Source organism: Paenibacillus faecalis (assembly GCF_900289175.1).
GTDB lineage: Bacteria > Bacillota > Bacilli > Paenibacillales > Paenibacillaceae > Paenibacillus_AQ > Paenibacillus_AQ faecalis.
Genome location: NZ_LT985747.1, coordinates 3,318,643 through 3,334,007 on the forward strand (window position 1 = coordinate 3,318,643; position 15,365 = coordinate 3,334,007).

Consider the following 15,365-nt stretch of genomic DNA (forward strand, 5'->3'; position numbering starts at 1 on the left):
AGTCACACTCCGCTTCTGGTATTGACTGTGCCGATTTTCGCCGCAATAGGTCCAAGCGCTTCCTGCTGACGTGAAATCAGCTCACGGATTCCTTTTTCACCAAGCTCCAAAATCTGATCGAGCTCTTCACGTGAAAACGGGCTATCCTCCCCAGTACCCTGTACCTCAACAAATTTGCCGCTGCCGGTCATGACAAGATTCATATCCACTTTCGCCTTCGAATCTTCCTCATAATTCAAATCCAAAAGTGCTTGCCCACCTGCAACACCGACACTGACAGATGCCAAATAATCAGTAATCGGGAAAACAGCCAGCTTATGCTGCTCAGCAATTTTATTTGCTGCAATCGCCAACGCTACAAATGCACCGGTAATGGAAGTTGTTCGGGTACCGCCATCGGCCTGAATAACATCACAGTCCAGCGTAATCGTACGTTCACCTAGCGCATGCAGATTCACAACGGACCTGAGCGCTCTGCCGATCAGTCGCTGAATTTCCATCGTCCGGCCGCTGAGTTTTCCACGGTTCGCCTCCCGCTGATTGCGAGTTTGCGTTGCCCGCGGCAGCATGGAATACTCCGCTGTCACCCAACCCTTTCCTTGTCCTTTCAGAAACGGGGGAACCTTCTCGTCCACAGTTGCTGTAATCAGCACCTTGGTCTCTCCCATTTCGATGTACACGGAGCCTTCCGCATATTTATTCACATGGGTCGATAAATTCATCGGCCGAAGCTCGTCGCTCTTGCGTCCGTTAAATCTCATGTTTTTTTCCTCCTACATCTTATCGCAATCCTAATTAGCATCCCCTATTCTACCAAAGTGCAGGCATAAAAGCATCTTTTCACAAAATCTGCCTTCTTAAATAGGGATTTCATTAATAAATTCTGGCTTGCTGACAGGCTCACTGTAGTTGCGCCCATCATCTCCCTTGACTTCGGTCATATCATTCATTTGTATTTTTACCTTCGCGTTATTCGAATTTTCTGCAACTGTTAACACGACCGCCTGAAGCATCTCGGAAGGAATCTCGTCTCCAGATTCAAACATGCTTTCATTTAATGAAACGGTAAGCGAACCGTCCTCATTTTTATTCACTCCCGCAACAGACGTCTCACTGGTCATCACCTGCTCCAGACCATCTTCACGCTGAGGACCACGAATCAGCTCGTTCAACGCTGCAGTTACGGTGTCCTGCCCGGATGCGACCAGACGCGTTACCGGAACATAATATTGAATGCCTGCTGGTGATAATCCTGAAAAATAAACGGTAACTGGTGATGATTGGGAATATTGTGTGTCATCTGCCTTTTGCAAGTTAATTCCTAATGTCCGCGACAATGGACGATCAAGTGGCGTACGATTCACAGGCATTTCATTCAATTTAGCGCCTTCCATCCAAATCTGTACTTTTTCAATTCCTTCATGACCGGTGAGGGTCCAGGTAAGAGCCTCTAAAATTTTCCGTTCATCCTGAGCTTTGTATCCACCAAAAGCCTCATTAAATTCAACGACAGCCATTTTATTTTCCTTGTCAATCGTTACATTTTTGATCTGTGTCCCTGCCGGAAGAACAGCACGAAAACCTACGGGAATATACCCGGCATAGGCTCCCCCTTCAACCATCACTTCCAGGGCGCCGACAATCGGATCTTTCCCTTCTTCAGGAATACCCAGAGTAACCGGAGCAAGCATTCCTTTCTGATCAGACAAATACACGGTTGTTTGTACGCCGACCTGACCTTGCATCGACTTTCCTGAAGCAGCATTGATCATCTGCGATTCCACTTGAGCAGGCGGCGGATCAATAGCCTCCGATTCCTTCCCGCCAAATGGACCACAGCCGGACACGATCATCGGAACCGTGATAAGCCCAGCGACACATAGCCCGCGAATATTACGTTTACGCGTCATATATTGTTCCTCCCTACATTTTGTACAGGTTGTACTCTTATGTATACGAGCCCGTTTTCAAAACATGCCCCTTCGTTTCCGGTTTCTGGACAAAGTAGTGAAGAAAAAAGTACAATCTATATATTGGTCAAAAACAACTACTACAATAACGGGGTGAGATCATGGCAGACGAAAAAGCACCTTATAGTCTGAACAGCAAGAAAGTCGCAGAAGCGACAAGGAATCTGCTCCACAAGCGAGGAGTTACCACGGAAGAAATCGCCGAGCTGGTAATGGTCCTTCAGAAAAAGTACTATCCAGTGTTAACCATGGAAGAATGTATTGAAAATGTAGAGGCTGTGCTCAGCAAACGGGAAGTTCAGAATGCCGTGCTGACGGGCATCCAGTTGGATTTGTTAGCGGAAGAAGGAAAGCTCCTCTCTCCGCTTCAAGATATGTTAGTCCATGATGAAGGTCTCTATGGCGTTGATGAGATACTGGCTTTTTCTATTGTAAATGTTTATGGCAGCATTGGATTTACGAACTACGGTTATATTGACAAGTTGAAGCCTGGTATATTGGAGCGGCTAAACGATAAATCCGACAAACATGTTCATACGTTCCTTGATGATATTGTCGGCGCTGTTGCAGCTGCGGCCAGCAGCCGTATTGCACACCGAAAACAAGAGGAAGTTGAGCTTGAAACGCATGGAACAACGGAAGAGGATCATAATCTTTAATCATAAAAAACCGGGTACCTTCCTTAGAGAAGGCACCCGGTTTTCGTTTGCAAAACGAAAATAATCGGGTTTAAGGGTTCAGCTCCAGATTGATCGGACCATCCGGCAACTCATACTCCTCTTCGGAATCAAGAGCGAACATATTACTGGAAGGCACCTTATGATCCACCTCTTCAAGACGGATTTCGTCGATCCATACCGTTCCGGGTCCGGTCAGCATCACGCCAAAAGCAATAGCGGCGCTCTGTTTAGGAACATCCAGGACAACGGTGTGCAGCTGCCAATCATTAGTACCTGTGATGGGCCGATCCTCCATGTTATCCAACTGCAGCACTTCATTTTCCGGTCCGTCCACCCGCATCCACAGCCCTGCTCTTACCGCTACCTTATCCGTTTTCACAAAAGCCGATAACCGGATACGCTTTCCCAAATAATGCTTGGCTTTGAACAACTGCGCCAACGACCCAAAACCTTCCTTACTCGCATCTTCGCCTGCATGAATCCTTCCTGACGTTTTTCCACGATGCACAACCTCTGTGTTCACTCCCATCTCGTATTCCTCGGGATGACTTCCACCTCTAATCCAGCCTTGGGGCAACTTTGTCATCATTTCCTTTTCCTCCTTTACTGTTACGAAAGATGAATAATAGTTTCGGTACTGCTTTGGCGGCATGCCGAACATTTTCTTAAACGCCCGGCTAAATGCCTCTTGCGTGCCAAATTTATAATCGATGGCAATATCCAATACCCTCTTATCCGTACGGGCCAGTTCACCGCCTGCGTGGGTGAGCCGGCGCTGCCTGATATATTCTGTAACGCTCATACCTACAATGGACTGAAAAATACGGTGAAAATGAAACATGGATACTGCCGCATGATTCGCTACATGTTCCAATCGAATATCCTCTAAAAGATGCTGTTCAATATAGCGGATTGATCGATCAATCATATCCTTGTATTCGTTATAGAGCATAAAACCTTACCTCCGGGCCCGTCGATGAATTCAGTATAGCAAAGGGGGATACTTCCGTTTTGATCTTTTTTGCGATACTGAAGGTATTGTAGGTGACCTTTGTCCGTTTTAGGAGCTAAAAAGCTCCCCTTGATAAACAGGTTTTATTATTTCCTGTCTACCTATAGAGGAGCTTTTCAAATGCCTTGGGTTACCTGCTTTATAACATTATAGATTATCGCTTTTACACAAAATTCGACGGTTGCACCTGCCGGATATCCCAAATATCTTCTGCATACTGATGAATGGTACCGTCGCTGGAAAATCGTCCCGAGCAGGCGATGTTCACGATGGATTTGCTTGCCCAGTCCTGCGGGTTCAAATAAGCCTCATTAATTGCAGCTTGTGCTTTAGCGTAGCTATCCAAATCATAAAGCACAAAATATTCATCATTATGCTCTAAAATCGACTGAAAAATGAGTTCAAATTCACGATCATAAGTGCAAAACGGGCCAGGAACGACCAATTGGTCAATAACCCGCTTGATCCATGGCTCCTGCTCGTAAACATCTCTAGCCAGATATCCACCATGTTTATAAAATTCCAATACTTCTTCAGAGCGCAGCCCGAACAGGAACATGTTATCGTCCCCAAGCATCTCGTACATCTCAACATTTGCACCGTCTAGCGTACCGATCGTCAGCGCACCGTTCATCATAAATTTCATATTCCCGGTGCCGGAAGCCTCCTTGCCGGCTGTGGAAATCTGCTCGCTCACATTGGCTGCGGGAATGATTCTCTCCGCTAACGATACCGAATAATTTTCCAGAAACAACACTTTCAATTTGCTGTTGACCTCGGGATCTTTATTCACAACATCCGCGACCACATTGATCAGCTTAATAATACTTTTCGCCAATAAATAGCCTGGAGCTGCCTTGGCAGCAAATATAAAAGTTCTCGGCACATGATCTGCCGTCGGTGCATCCTTGATTTCATTGTATAAATGCATGACGTGCAAAATGTTCATCAGCTGTCTTTTGTATCCGTGAAGCCTCTTCACCTGAACATCAAAGATGGAATCCGGATCGACTGTAATCCCTTGTTTTTGAGCGATATACGCTGCTAACCGCAGCTTGTTGTTACGCTTGATATTCATTATTTGTTCCTGAAATGCCGCATCATCTTTGAACGACTTCAGCTGAAGCAGTTGCTGCGGATGCTTTATCCATTCTGTTCCGATGCTTTCATTGATCAAATGACTAAGCTTGGAATTGGAATGCATCAGCCAGCGGCGATGCGTAATTCCATTCGTCTTATTGTTGAAGCGTTCCGGGAACAGATCGTCAAACGGCTTCATCACACTGCCTTTTAGCAATTTAGTATGAAGTTCAGCCACTCCATTGACACTGTGGCTTCCGACTACAGCCAGATGAGCCATTTTGATTTGATCATGCTCAATGATCGCCATCTGAGACACCAAATACTGACGGTCTGCATAGCGTTCGAGCAGCATGCCGCAAAAACGTTTGTTCATTTCCTCGATGATCATATAGACGCGGGGCAGCAGTTCACGTACCATATGAACAGGCCATGTCTCCAATGCTTCACTTAACAAAGTATGATTGGTGTAAGAAACCGTCCGGGTTGTAATATCCCAGGCTTCATCCCATCCATAGCCCTTCTCATCCATTAGAATACGCATCAGCTCGGGAATCACCAATACAGGATGTGTATCATTGATATGAATCGCAACTTTATCAGGCAGCTTTGTATAAGAAAGTTCTAATTTATCGAACGAACGAAGTATATTTTGGATGCCCGCAGAGCATAGGAAATACTGCTGTTTCAAGCGCAGCAACCTGCCTTCATAGCTAGAGTCGTCCGGATACAAAAATTCAGAGATCGATTCTACCGAACGAGTATAATCCAAAAATCGGTCATGTCTGTTAAACTCACCACTCTTTATTACAGAAGGATCGATCGATGGCTGCGCACTCCATAATCGAAGGGTATTCACAATGGAACTATCATAACCTATAATGGGCACGTCATAAGGGACAGCCCACACCTTCTCACAATTCACTGTGTCAAACACAGGTGAGCCGTTCTTTTCACGTACCTCCACCCGGCCCCAAAAACAAACCTCAACTCTTTCGTCCAACCGCTGCTCTTCCCATACGCAGCTCTTCTGGAGCCAGTTATCAGGAAGCTCCACCTGATCGCCATCGACGATTTTTTGTTCAAACAAGCCGTATTTATACCGGATTCCGCAGCCGTGACCGGGATACTTCAAGGAAGCCAGAGAATCAAGAAAGCATGCTGCAAGACGTCCCAATCCTCCATTCCCGAGACCCGCATCCGGCTCTTGTTCTTCAATTTGTTCCAAGTCCCAGCCTAAATCGAGCAATCCGTCTTGAACCGTTTTCAAGATACCGAGATTTAACAGGTTGTTGCCCAGAAGCCGGCCGATCAAAAACTCGATTGAAAAGTAATATATCTGCTTCTCCTGCTGCACTCTATAATTCTGATTGGTCTTCGCCCACTCTTGACCGACCCATTCTCGAATGAGACCACCGAGAATTTTATAAATATCACCTGCCGTCGCATCTTCCATACTTCTTCCCAAACGACTGACCAACTGTTCCTTGAACACCGTTTTGAATAATTCCTTGTTGTTAAACAAAAGAAGTGTCCTCCTGACGTAAAAGTTTAGGTGGCAGTATCTTTAGCAACAACAGAGGGCCTTATCACATGCCCCGAACTGAAGCCTCCCTCGCCTGAGAGTTACACACGCTTTTTAAACTCAAAATCGTGTTCCTAAAAAGTCCTGATTGTTATGAATATGCTGTAGCCCGCACACTGACACACTTGTATAGATCATTGGGTGAATGTGCTATTCACAAGATCCGAAAATGCTACTCAAACTAGCCTAAATCGGTAAACTCCCGCTTCCGTTTCCCTTTGTTCTGCCCGTCCTTGCCGGACAAGCTCGGCGAGATGAGCCAGCGCTTCACACATCGCAAAGCGCATCTGGTGGATGCCGAGCTGATCGCCGAAGAGGGCTGTGCAGACCTCGAAGGCGGTAAGGCCGCCGGCTCTAGACAACATGCCGGCAATGTCTGTCAAGCGCTCCTCATGATGTAAAAGGAGCGCGTCGATCCGTTCACGATAATGCGTGAACGGGTGGCGGTGTCCGGGATATGCGACCCGGACAGGCAGTTCCCGGAGGCGGCGCAGCCCCTCCAGAAAGAGCCAAAGCGGCTCGGCATCGCTGCCGGGCACGAGGCTGACGTTAGGCGAAATCTGCGGCAATACAGCATCGCCGCAGATCATGACGCCGCTGTCCGGATGATAGAAGGACAGATGCCCCGGTGCATGGCCGGCGGTTTGCACAGGCAGCCATACACGGCCCCCCATGCGCAGCGGCGTGTCCTCACGGATATAAGTTACTTTAGGCTGGGGGGATACTTGCGCAATAAAGCTGTTTAGGTGCTCAGGCAGTTGACTCAGCCAGGCTTGGGGCATGCCGTGGAGAGCAAAAAAAGCAGGCATTTCTTCGTTCATATCCGCTGCACCAAAGTCTCCCCACATCAGCCCAGCCTCTTGATGGGCACGCTCTGACATCCATACATCAGCCCCGCTTTTCTCCTGAAACCAGCCTGCCATTCCATAATGATCCGGATGATGATGGGTGATTACAACAGTTGTAATCTCGTCAAACCCAATCCGAAGCATTGTCAGAGCATCCTTCCATTCCTGCTCCGAAGTGTTGGTTCGAGGCCCCGGATCAATCAGCGTCATCCCATCTTCATCCCGCATGATATAACTGTTCACCCAGCGCAACGGATTCGATAATGTGATCTTGACTTGTATTAGTCCATGCTCATCAATATGTGAAATTTCCGGACTTTGTCCGCTCATGTTATGTCTCATCAGCTCTTCTCCATAGGACGCCGACCGAGAAAAATCATTCTCGGGGACGTTTTCGAATTATATTTTTCCTCATTATAGTTTCCAAGGACCCGGTCAATGCACAATCCAGCCGCTTCGGCCATAGACATAAATAGATCGAGTCTATAAAGCTTTACGCGCTCGCAATAATGACGTGTCTTACCGCTATTCAGATCAGTGATGGATATATCCTTTTTCACATAGCCGCCTTCTATCTGTCTTCTCTCGTCAATCCGTTGGTCCCCGGATACCCGAAAGGACTCTGGAACAAGATTACGCTCCACAAAATCCGGATTCAAAAAATCAATAATAAATTGTCCGCCTGGCTTCAGAACACGATATATTTGCTGCAGCACCTTTATATGCTCCTCATCCTTCGTAAAGTAGCCAAATGATGTAAACAAGTTAAGAACCGCGTCAAACTCATCATCATTCACTGGCAAGTGACGCATATCGGATAAAATCCAGGTAACCATATTGTCCTTATCCTGCTGTTTGGCTTCCCTTAACAGGACATCGGACAGATCGATGCCTGTCACCTTATAACCCGCTTGCGACAAGGCAAGTGCATGGCGTCCCATTCCGCAGCATAAGTCAAGTACTTTGGCCCCTGCCGGGAGATTGAGCCATGATATCATCTTCTGTACCTCGTGAGCAGCTCCTTGCGCGTCGCGATGCTGATATACGAGCAGATAATCTTCTCCAAAGCTTTTCTCATACCACTTCGCCATCGGTATCATCCCCCTTGTCTATTTTTTACGACATAAAAAAGGACTTCATCCCATTCGTATAACTAAACAAAAACGCAAGGGAGTAAGTCACTATAGTATATTCGCCAACAGCGCTTCTTTTCCTTCGAAGAACTCTTAATAAGGCAGTTTACGCTAAAATGAAAAGGCTTGCCACGGTTTAATTGAATGATCCGCAGCAAGCTTTTCGTATCTGTTTTCTGTTATTGTATTCCTTGTTTTTGCGCTTCATCGTTCACTTCTTGGATCGCTTGCATCAACCCTTTGTCTTCGTAGCTTTTCATCGCGTCTCCCCACATTTTGGCTGGATCATCATCGCTGATAATAATTTTTGTAATTTCATCGATATATTTAATAGAAGAAAGCTTGTCTTTAGCCGGCGTTGACATGAGATTAATGCTATAGTTTGTCGGGATGATTTTGGCGTTGCTCATTTGGAACTTGAACGCTTCTTCCTGAATACCTGCCAATTTCTCACCGAACAATTGTTTCTTAAGGTCATCATCGAAGTTATAGTGCACCTGCCAAGCTGCAAAATCCTTCAGAAAATCCACCGATTTGTATTTCGTATTCAAATTGACAAAAGCACCGGACTTCTCATCTTTCGGCAATGTGATGACACGTTTATCACCATCTACTGTATAATCTACGCCTTCAAAGCCGTAAAGGAAGAAATCCATTCCATCCTGTGAAAGGCTGTAATCAAAAAATTGCAGTAACCGATCCATTTTCTCATCGTCGACCTTATTGCTGAAGTATGTCTCAGACCAATACGAAGTCGTCGTAAACCGATAGAGCTCACCATCGCTATTTTCCCAAATCGGCAGCACGAGAATAGAATCTTCAAACACTTTATCCGGATTGTATTTGTCCCACAGGTCTCTAACCTTCATCAATGCATCCTCGGCAATTTGTCCTCCTAATGCTCCTGCCTTGCCTTGGGCAAATTTCTCAACAGCATCATTGCCTTTGATAAGCGCAAAGTCAGGATCAAGCGCGCCTTCTTTATACAATTCACGCAGCTGCTGAATACCCTCGACCACATGCTTGGAAGCAAACGGAGGAATCCACTTTCCGTCCTCGAAGACCCAAGCACCGTTCGCCATTTGTGGAATGGATGTTCCCATAAATGCAGCATCGATCATCCCCGCCGTTTTTGGAGTTAACCCAATCGTGTCATCTTTTTGGTTACCGTCCGGGTCTTGATCTGCAAACGCCTTAAATAAAGCCTTATACTCTTCGAATGTGGTTGGAACAGGAATACCCAGCTTCTCCATCCAGTCCTTGCGGACAATGATCCCTCTTTCCAAAGACCACTGATCGGCATTGCCTCCTCGGCGAGGAATCATATAAAATTTCCCATCACGCTTTAACGGAGCGATGTCCGGTTGATTCATAAATTTCTCCAGATTCGGATATTTGCTTAAATCTTCTGGTAATGCACGAACGATCCCTTGTTCGATCCACTTGTTATACGTATCCCAATCCCCTCCGACCAAGTCGATGGCAAATGCATCCGGCAGCTCCTCTGACACTGCCCATAACTTGAGTTTTTCCGAATAATCTGCCCAGCTAAGGTTAATCGGCTTAAAGGTCATTTCGAAGTCCGTTTCAATCTTTTTCAGCATTTCATCCGAATCTCTGCCTTCAAAAGTTTTCTCCACATCCCAAAACCCTACACTCACTTCGACTTGTTCTTTAGCAGCGTTTGTGTTGTCACTGCCTGCTTCTGAATCTTCATTCTTACTGCAAGCGGATACAAAAACGAGTACAAATGTTAGAACAATCATTAAAAGTAACTTTCCCTTATTCGTATTTCTCATAAATAGTCCTCCTGTAAATTATATAAATTGAGGGACAGACGCCCTAAAAAATCCGGCTTACTCTTTAATGGCTCCGAGCATGACACCGTTGGCAAAATATTTTTGAAGCCATGGATAAACGAAAATGATCGGCAACGTCGTAATCATGACTGCAGCCATTTGAATGCCAAGCGGAAATGTATCTCTTGCCTGATCAACAAAGGAGCTTCCGACATTTCCGGAAATCATTTTGTTGACGTCGATTAACATTTCACGTAAATACAGCTGCATCGGAAACTTGGAAGTATCGCGAATAAAGATCATAGCGCTCCACCAATCGTTCCAACGATCCACTGCATAGAAGAGCGTAATTGCAATCATCGTAGGTACGGAAGTTGGAATAATAATTTTATACAAAATCTGTAAATCATTCGCACCATCGATTTTCGCCGATTCTTCGAGCGCCTCAGGCACAGTGCGAAAATAACTGAGCATAATGATGAAATAAAACGTATTCACCGCTGTCGGAAGAATCAGGCTTGCCAGATTGTTCAGAAGATGCAAATTTTTCACCGTCAAATAAAAAGGAACAAGACCGCCGCTGAACAGCATCGTAAATACGATACAGGTCAGTATAATTTTTGAGCCGGGCATCTTCTTTTTCGATACGGCATACGCGCCACACACTGTAAACAGCATGCTTGTCGCCGTTCCAACAATCGTTACAAACACCGATACCCCCAGCGATTTCCAGACTTGCAATCCCGAAAATATATATTTATACGAGGATAGATCAAATGAAGTAGGGATTAGATAGACCCCTTGCTTCCCAATCGCTTCTACGGAGGCGAATGAACTAATGACGACGCTGTAGAAGGGGACGATCATACAGATCGCTACAGCCATCAATACGACATGGATCCCAAAATTAAACGATGTGAATTTTCTCAATTAAACGACACCTTCTTGTCCCAATTTCCTGACGATATAGTTTGCAGTCACAAGCAAAATACAGTTCACGACCGATTTGAACAGTCCGACCGCTGTTGAAAAACTAAAGCTGGCTCCGGCAAAAAATGTCTCACGGTAAATATAGGTGTCCAATATATCCGCAACACTGTAAACCGTCGGGTTATACAAGTTCAAAATTTGATCAAATCCGGCGTTCATCATCGTCCCCACCTGCAAAATAAACAAGATGGCGATCGTGCTCTTCAAGGATGGGATTGTAATCGCTTTCATTTTCTGCCATTGATTTGCCCCATCCATCTCAGCCGCCTCATATAGCGAAGGATTGATTCCTGAAATTGTTGCCAAATAAATGATCGTCCCCCAGCCCATCTCCTTCCATATATTCGAACCAAACAATAACCATCTGAACGCAGATTCATCCATCAGCCATCTTTGTTTCTCTAATCCAAGCGCCGTAAGCATCTGATTGAACAGTCCCATATCTCCTAAAAAGTTGAAAGCAATACCGGACATGATGACCCACGATAAAAAATGAGGAAATGTGTATACCGTTTGATAAAAGCGCTTTAATTTTTTGTGTAACACTTCATTAAGTAGCAGCGCAAAAATAATGGGAACCGGAAACTCAAGCAACAAACGGCCTCCCGCAATGATCAGCGTGTTTCTTACCACTTCCCAAAATTCAGGAAGAGCAAACACTTCGTTTAAGTATTTCATTCCGACCCAGGGACTTCCCGTAATTCCATCGGCAAAACTAAACTCTTTAAAAGCTAGCGTAATTCCGTACATAGGCGCATAACTAAATACAGCGTAAAACAATAATACAGGCAGTGCCATCAAGTATAAATATTTTGCCGCCCACATTCGTTTGAGCAATGAATGCCCTGAATTCGTCATATTCTCCTGCATGTCTCCCCTTCTTTCAGATTCAAATATTCTGCTCATGGTCAATCTTACTGAATCTGAAAGAGAAACCATATGGTTGGAAATTAGTTGTTCAATATTGCATTTTTTTAGGCTGTCTCGTCATCCTTGACCCTCCACATGCTTTTATTCGGAACACCCTTTCCGAAATTCCGTTGGCGTTAAGCTGGTATTTTTCTTGAATACCCGAGCAAAGTGAAAATAGTCGACAAAACCAGAAACCTCCGCCACTTCGTTAATCGGCAGATCGGTTTCTTTCAGCAGTTTGCAAGCGTATTCAATCCTTTTTTGCGTTATGTACAATGTAAACGTCTGGCCGCTTTCCTTCCGAAACAGTTGACTGATATAACTGTAATTTAAATGAAACTTCTGAGCCAAATGCCGAATCGAGATCTCGCTTGTAAAGTTCGCATCAATGTAGCTGATGATTTTAACATACGTTTCATTTGCAGAATGCTCCTGAATTTTCTGCTCCGACTCCCCGAAGCTATGTGCAATCATTTCCTTCAAACCGGCAAACATTTGGAACACATCAGGGAAGAGATCCGCCAGTTCATCGTAGGTAAAAACAAAGTCTTCATCAGAATCTTCGGTCAGATTACAAAGAAATGAGATGATGGCATTATATATGGATAAGGAATGTTTCATTGTTAAATTTCCGGATCGGGCAAAGGCCTCCAACTTCAAAAAATAATGATGAATCATAGGGATATTTTTCTTGATTATGGCTTCGTATATTTTCCCAATTGTCTTCTTCATGTTCTCATCAAAATTACTGTGTTCATAGAAGTACACCGTACCACCGGGATGAATAAAATATTGATACGCTGCTTCAATAGCGGATTGAATCGCTTCATCGATTTGAGAAACATCGTTTATGCGAGTACCAAACCCGATTCCATGAAATTTTTCGGAAGAATGGCGCAGTTTTTCTGCAATAAGATCTGACGGCTGATCCGTAAACAAATACGCGTATTTGTATTTCCCAATTTTCACTGGTAGCCAATTGATATGTTCGAGCACGATCTGGCGATCGCCGCCTACCGTTACAACGGCCGAGACTCCGGAGTCCATCCACCGAAAACCCGCTTTTTCCATCAACTCAACGATTTTCCGATCATCCTTATACTTGTTCCCTTGCAACATAGAAACGAATTCTGTTTGCCTGGAAGCTTCTTTGTCGTTCAAAATATTACGAACCTTTGTCAACAGCTCGATGATTTCCGTATCCTCAAATGTTTTCAGGATATACCCAGCAGCCCCGTACAAGATCGCCTTTTGCGCGTATACAAAATCTGCATAACCACTTACCACTACGAAAACGGGGTCGAGCTCCTCTTCTTTTGCTCGTTTAATCAAATCCAAACCATCCATACCAGGCATCCTAATGTCCGTAATGACCAAATGCGGCCTCAGTTGTTTGATCTGCTCCAACGCATCATATGCGTTATACGCCTGGCCGACAATGGAAAAATCGTGCTTATGCCATTCGACCTTGGCTTTTAAACTTTCTACGACCCACTTTTCATCATCCACGATAAACATTTTATACATCGCTGTTCTTCCTTCCCGGCAATCTTAAAATGACTTCTGTTCCTTTGCCCTTCTTGCTCTTCAAAGTCACCCCGTAAGGCTCGCCATAGGTTAGCCGAATTCGCTTATGAACATTGGCAAGACCAATGCGGTTTTGCCGATCCTTGCTATGGGTTAGCAAAGACGGATCTTGCACATCCGATAATTGTTTTCTTACTTTCGCGAGCTGATCCTCGTCCATGCCGATTCCGTTATCCTGGACGATGAGAACGAGGTCTTGGCGTTGATCAAGCCGCCCCATAATTTGCAATTCGGTCTTGTTGATATTTCTTTCAACACCATGAATAAAAGCGTTTTCAACGATCGGTTGCAAAATCATTTTCCCTACTTTTATAGCTAACACCTCATCGGGAAGATCAAAACGGATTTCAACACGATCTTCGAATCGAACCTGTTGTATGTAAAGGTAATGTGTAATCTGTTCCATTTCCTCCTGAAGCAGCACTTCTTCCTCGCCTTTAATGCTGTATTTAAAAACACGACTTAACGATCGGGTGATTTGTGCAATTTCCATTTGACCTCGGACTGCGGATATACCTTGAATCGTTTCCAACGTATTGTATAAAAAATGCGGATTGACTTGGCTTTTGAGAAAATTTAATTCAGTTTCCTTTTTGCTGATTTCCACCTGATACATTTGCGCCGACGTCTCCAAAAGCTTTTTCGTTAACGAATCGATTTCATCAAGCAATTGATTAAATTTATGGGCCATGAGAGTAATTTCTGCATACCCCTCCAGTTGAATCCGATCCTGCAACATATCCATTTTCCCCATTTTAATCCGACTGATAAACTGGACAAAAGAACGCACCGGTTGCGTAATGTTGCGCGAAATGATGATGTACTGAACACATATAAACATGAAAACGATCATAAAAATGATCGTATCGGCTCGGCGTATATCAGAGATTCCTTTCAAAAGCGCTTCCGATTTAACAACACTGACAATTTTGCCTTTGAAAAAGGGGAGTTCTTTTGAAAACACAATATCATCCTTCTTCTGATCAAAAACTTTGGACTTACCAAGTTGTCCGGCAACACTGCTGGTTAAAACGGTATTGTCGCTGTCCACAATATATAGATCACCAGAGGCATCCTGCCTCATTGACTCGAGGGAAGGGGTTATAGATTTCGGCTCTAGTAGAAGAATGAGGTGACCGATTTCCTCATCAAAATACCGATTAGGGTCAACACTTACAATGGTCGTACCCACGAAAATAAGCTCTTCCGTAGAACCTTCATAGCTGACGGGCTCGAAGCCCAAGTAATGAATTTTCGTCTTATCCGGATATGTATCAGGCAGCTTATCGATCATTTTCTTTATCGTCACTCTTGTGCTGATCCCTTCGGTCAGATTGATTGAATTTCCATTCTTTCCGACAAGAATGATATGCCGGATTCCGCTTTTCATCGTATTTATTTTTGTTAAAAAGGCAGATGCCTGCTGATGCAATTCATACTTTTTAACAGTGTTATTTTCAACTAAAAATTGCTGAATACTTTCGTTAAAAGTTATGCTCGTCATGATCCTGCTAGTTGAGTCAACGTTAGAGTTAATCGATTGCTCAATGTTCTCGACGATTTTGTCAGTAAATTGGCTGTTCTTCTCATAGATAACTTTGGATGTTTGCCAATAAGAAATGGTTAACGTGACTAACGTAATGACGACGGTAATGATAATGCCGCTCCACAATTGCAGCTTGATTGGCTGCTTTTTAATAAAATGGAGAATCCTCATGCCCTCATTTACCTTCCTTTTTTAGTGGAATCAAAGTTGTTGACTACAGGTG

At 44.5% G+C, this 15,365-nt stretch carries 12 protein-coding genes; 1 reads left to right on the forward strand and 11 read right to left on the reverse strand.

What is annotated here, in order from left to right:
• Positions 1 to 2: 2 nt before the first annotated feature.
• Together rph and C8268_RS15735 are read right to left on the reverse strand one after the other, a co-directional pair.
• Positions 3 to 761, reverse strand: coding sequence for a ribonuclease PH (rph, locus tag C8268_RS15730; RefSeq protein ID WP_106768544.1), 759 nt, complete (start codon positions 759 to 761; stop codon positions 3 to 5).
• A 96-nt stretch (positions 762 to 857) separates the two neighbouring features.
• On the reverse strand, positions 858 to 1,910 hold the full coding sequence (locus C8268_RS15735) for a GerMN domain-containing protein (RefSeq protein ID WP_106768545.1): 1,053 nt from the start codon (positions 1,908 to 1,910) through the stop codon (positions 858 to 860).
• Between the two features lie 161 nt (positions 1,911 to 2,071).
• On the opposite strand from C8268_RS15735, the gene C8268_RS15740 reads away from it, so the two are divergent.
• Positions 2,072 to 2,629 carry a phosphatidylglycerophosphatase A family protein gene (locus C8268_RS15740; RefSeq protein WP_106768546.1) on the forward strand — a complete coding sequence of 186 codons (558 nt, stop codon included), beginning with the start codon at positions 2,072 to 2,074 and terminating at the stop codon, positions 2,627 to 2,629.
• 70 nt (positions 2,630 to 2,699) lie between these two features.
• On the opposite strand, the gene C8268_RS15745 is transcribed toward C8268_RS15740, so the two are convergent.
• From C8268_RS15745 to C8268_RS15785, 9 genes are all read right to left on the reverse strand, one after another.
• Positions 2,700 to 3,602 carry a helix-turn-helix transcriptional regulator gene (locus C8268_RS15745; protein WP_106768547.1) on the reverse strand — a complete coding sequence of 301 codons (903 nt, stop codon included), beginning with the start codon at positions 3,600 to 3,602 and terminating at the stop codon, positions 2,700 to 2,702.
• 223 nt (positions 3,603 to 3,825) lie between these two features.
• Positions 3,826 to 6,267, reverse strand: a complete 2,442-nt coding sequence (locus tag C8268_RS15750) for a glycogen/starch/alpha-glucan phosphorylase (protein WP_106768548.1) — start codon at positions 6,265 to 6,267, stop codon at positions 3,826 to 3,828.
• A gap of 236 nt (positions 6,268 to 6,503) precedes the next feature.
• Entirely contained in the window at positions 6,504 to 7,517 is a 1,014-nt protein-coding gene (locus tag C8268_RS15755) for an MBL fold metallo-hydrolase (RefSeq protein WP_106768549.1), read from the reverse strand.
• Positions 7,517 to 8,266 (reverse strand): class I SAM-dependent methyltransferase, encoded by a 750-nt coding sequence (locus tag C8268_RS15760; RefSeq protein ID WP_106768550.1) that lies wholly within the window; start codon positions 8,264 to 8,266, stop codon positions 7,517 to 7,519. The genes C8268_RS15755 and C8268_RS15760 overlap by 1 nt, the downstream gene beginning before the upstream one ends.
• Positions 8,267 to 8,487: 221 nt before the next feature.
• Positions 8,488 to 10,107 carry an extracellular solute-binding protein gene (locus C8268_RS15765; protein ID WP_106768551.1) on the reverse strand — a complete coding sequence of 540 codons (1,620 nt, stop codon included), beginning with the start codon at positions 10,105 to 10,107 and terminating at the stop codon, positions 8,488 to 8,490.
• 57 nt (positions 10,108 to 10,164) lie between these two features.
• On the reverse strand, positions 10,165 to 11,037 hold the full coding sequence (locus C8268_RS15770) for a carbohydrate ABC transporter permease (RefSeq protein ID WP_234032825.1): 873 nt from the start codon (positions 11,035 to 11,037) through the stop codon (positions 10,165 to 10,167).
• Positions 11,038 to 11,967 carry an ABC transporter permease gene (locus C8268_RS15775; RefSeq protein WP_234032826.1) on the reverse strand — a complete coding sequence of 310 codons (930 nt, stop codon included), beginning with the start codon at positions 11,965 to 11,967 and terminating at the stop codon, positions 11,038 to 11,040. It lies immediately after the preceding gene.
• 141 nt (positions 11,968 to 12,108) lie between these two features.
• Entirely contained in the window at positions 12,109 to 13,536 is a 1,428-nt protein-coding gene (locus C8268_RS15780) for a response regulator transcription factor (protein WP_106768552.1), read from the reverse strand.
• On the reverse strand, positions 13,529 to 15,313 hold the full coding sequence (locus C8268_RS15785) for a cache domain-containing sensor histidine kinase (protein WP_106768553.1): 1,785 nt from the start codon (positions 15,311 to 15,313) through the stop codon (positions 13,529 to 13,531). The genes C8268_RS15780 and C8268_RS15785 overlap by 8 nt, the downstream gene beginning before the upstream one ends.
• Positions 15,314 to 15,365: the final 52 nt, after the last annotated feature.

Excerpts from the sequence above, each read along its gene's own strand:
- rph (WP_106768544.1), bottom strand. The coding sequence starts at position 761 with ATGAGATTTAACGGACGCAAGAGCGACGAGCTTCGGCCGATGAATTTA.
- C8268_RS15735 (WP_106768545.1), bottom strand. The coding sequence starts at position 1,910 with ATGACGCGTAAACGTAATATTCGCGGGCTATGTGTCGCTGGGCTTATC.
- C8268_RS15740 (WP_106768546.1), top strand. The coding sequence starts at position 2,072 with ATGGCAGACGAAAAAGCACCTTATAGTCTGAACAGCAAGAAAGTCGCA.
- C8268_RS15745 (WP_106768547.1), bottom strand. The coding sequence starts at position 3,602 with ATGCTCTATAACGAATACAAGGATATGATTGATCGATCAATCCGCTAT.
- C8268_RS15755 (WP_106768549.1), bottom strand. The coding sequence starts at position 7,517 with ATGAGACATAACATGAGCGGACAAAGTCCGGAAATTTCACATATTGAT.
- C8268_RS15760 (WP_106768550.1), bottom strand. The coding sequence starts at position 8,266 with ATGGCGAAGTGGTATGAGAAAAGCTTTGGAGAAGATTATCTGCTCGTA.
- C8268_RS15765 (WP_106768551.1), bottom strand. The coding sequence starts at position 10,107 with ATGAGAAATACGAATAAGGGAAAGTTACTTTTAATGATTGTTCTAACA.
- C8268_RS15775 (WP_234032826.1), bottom strand. The coding sequence starts at position 11,967 with ATGCAGGAGAATATGACGAATTCAGGGCATTCATTGCTCAAACGAATG.
- C8268_RS15780 (WP_106768552.1), bottom strand. The coding sequence starts at position 13,536 with ATGTATAAAATGTTTATCGTGGATGATGAAAAGTGGGTCGTAGAAAGT.
- C8268_RS15785 (WP_106768553.1), bottom strand. The coding sequence starts at position 15,313 with ATGAGGATTCTCCATTTTATTAAAAAGCAGCCAATCAAGCTGCAATTG.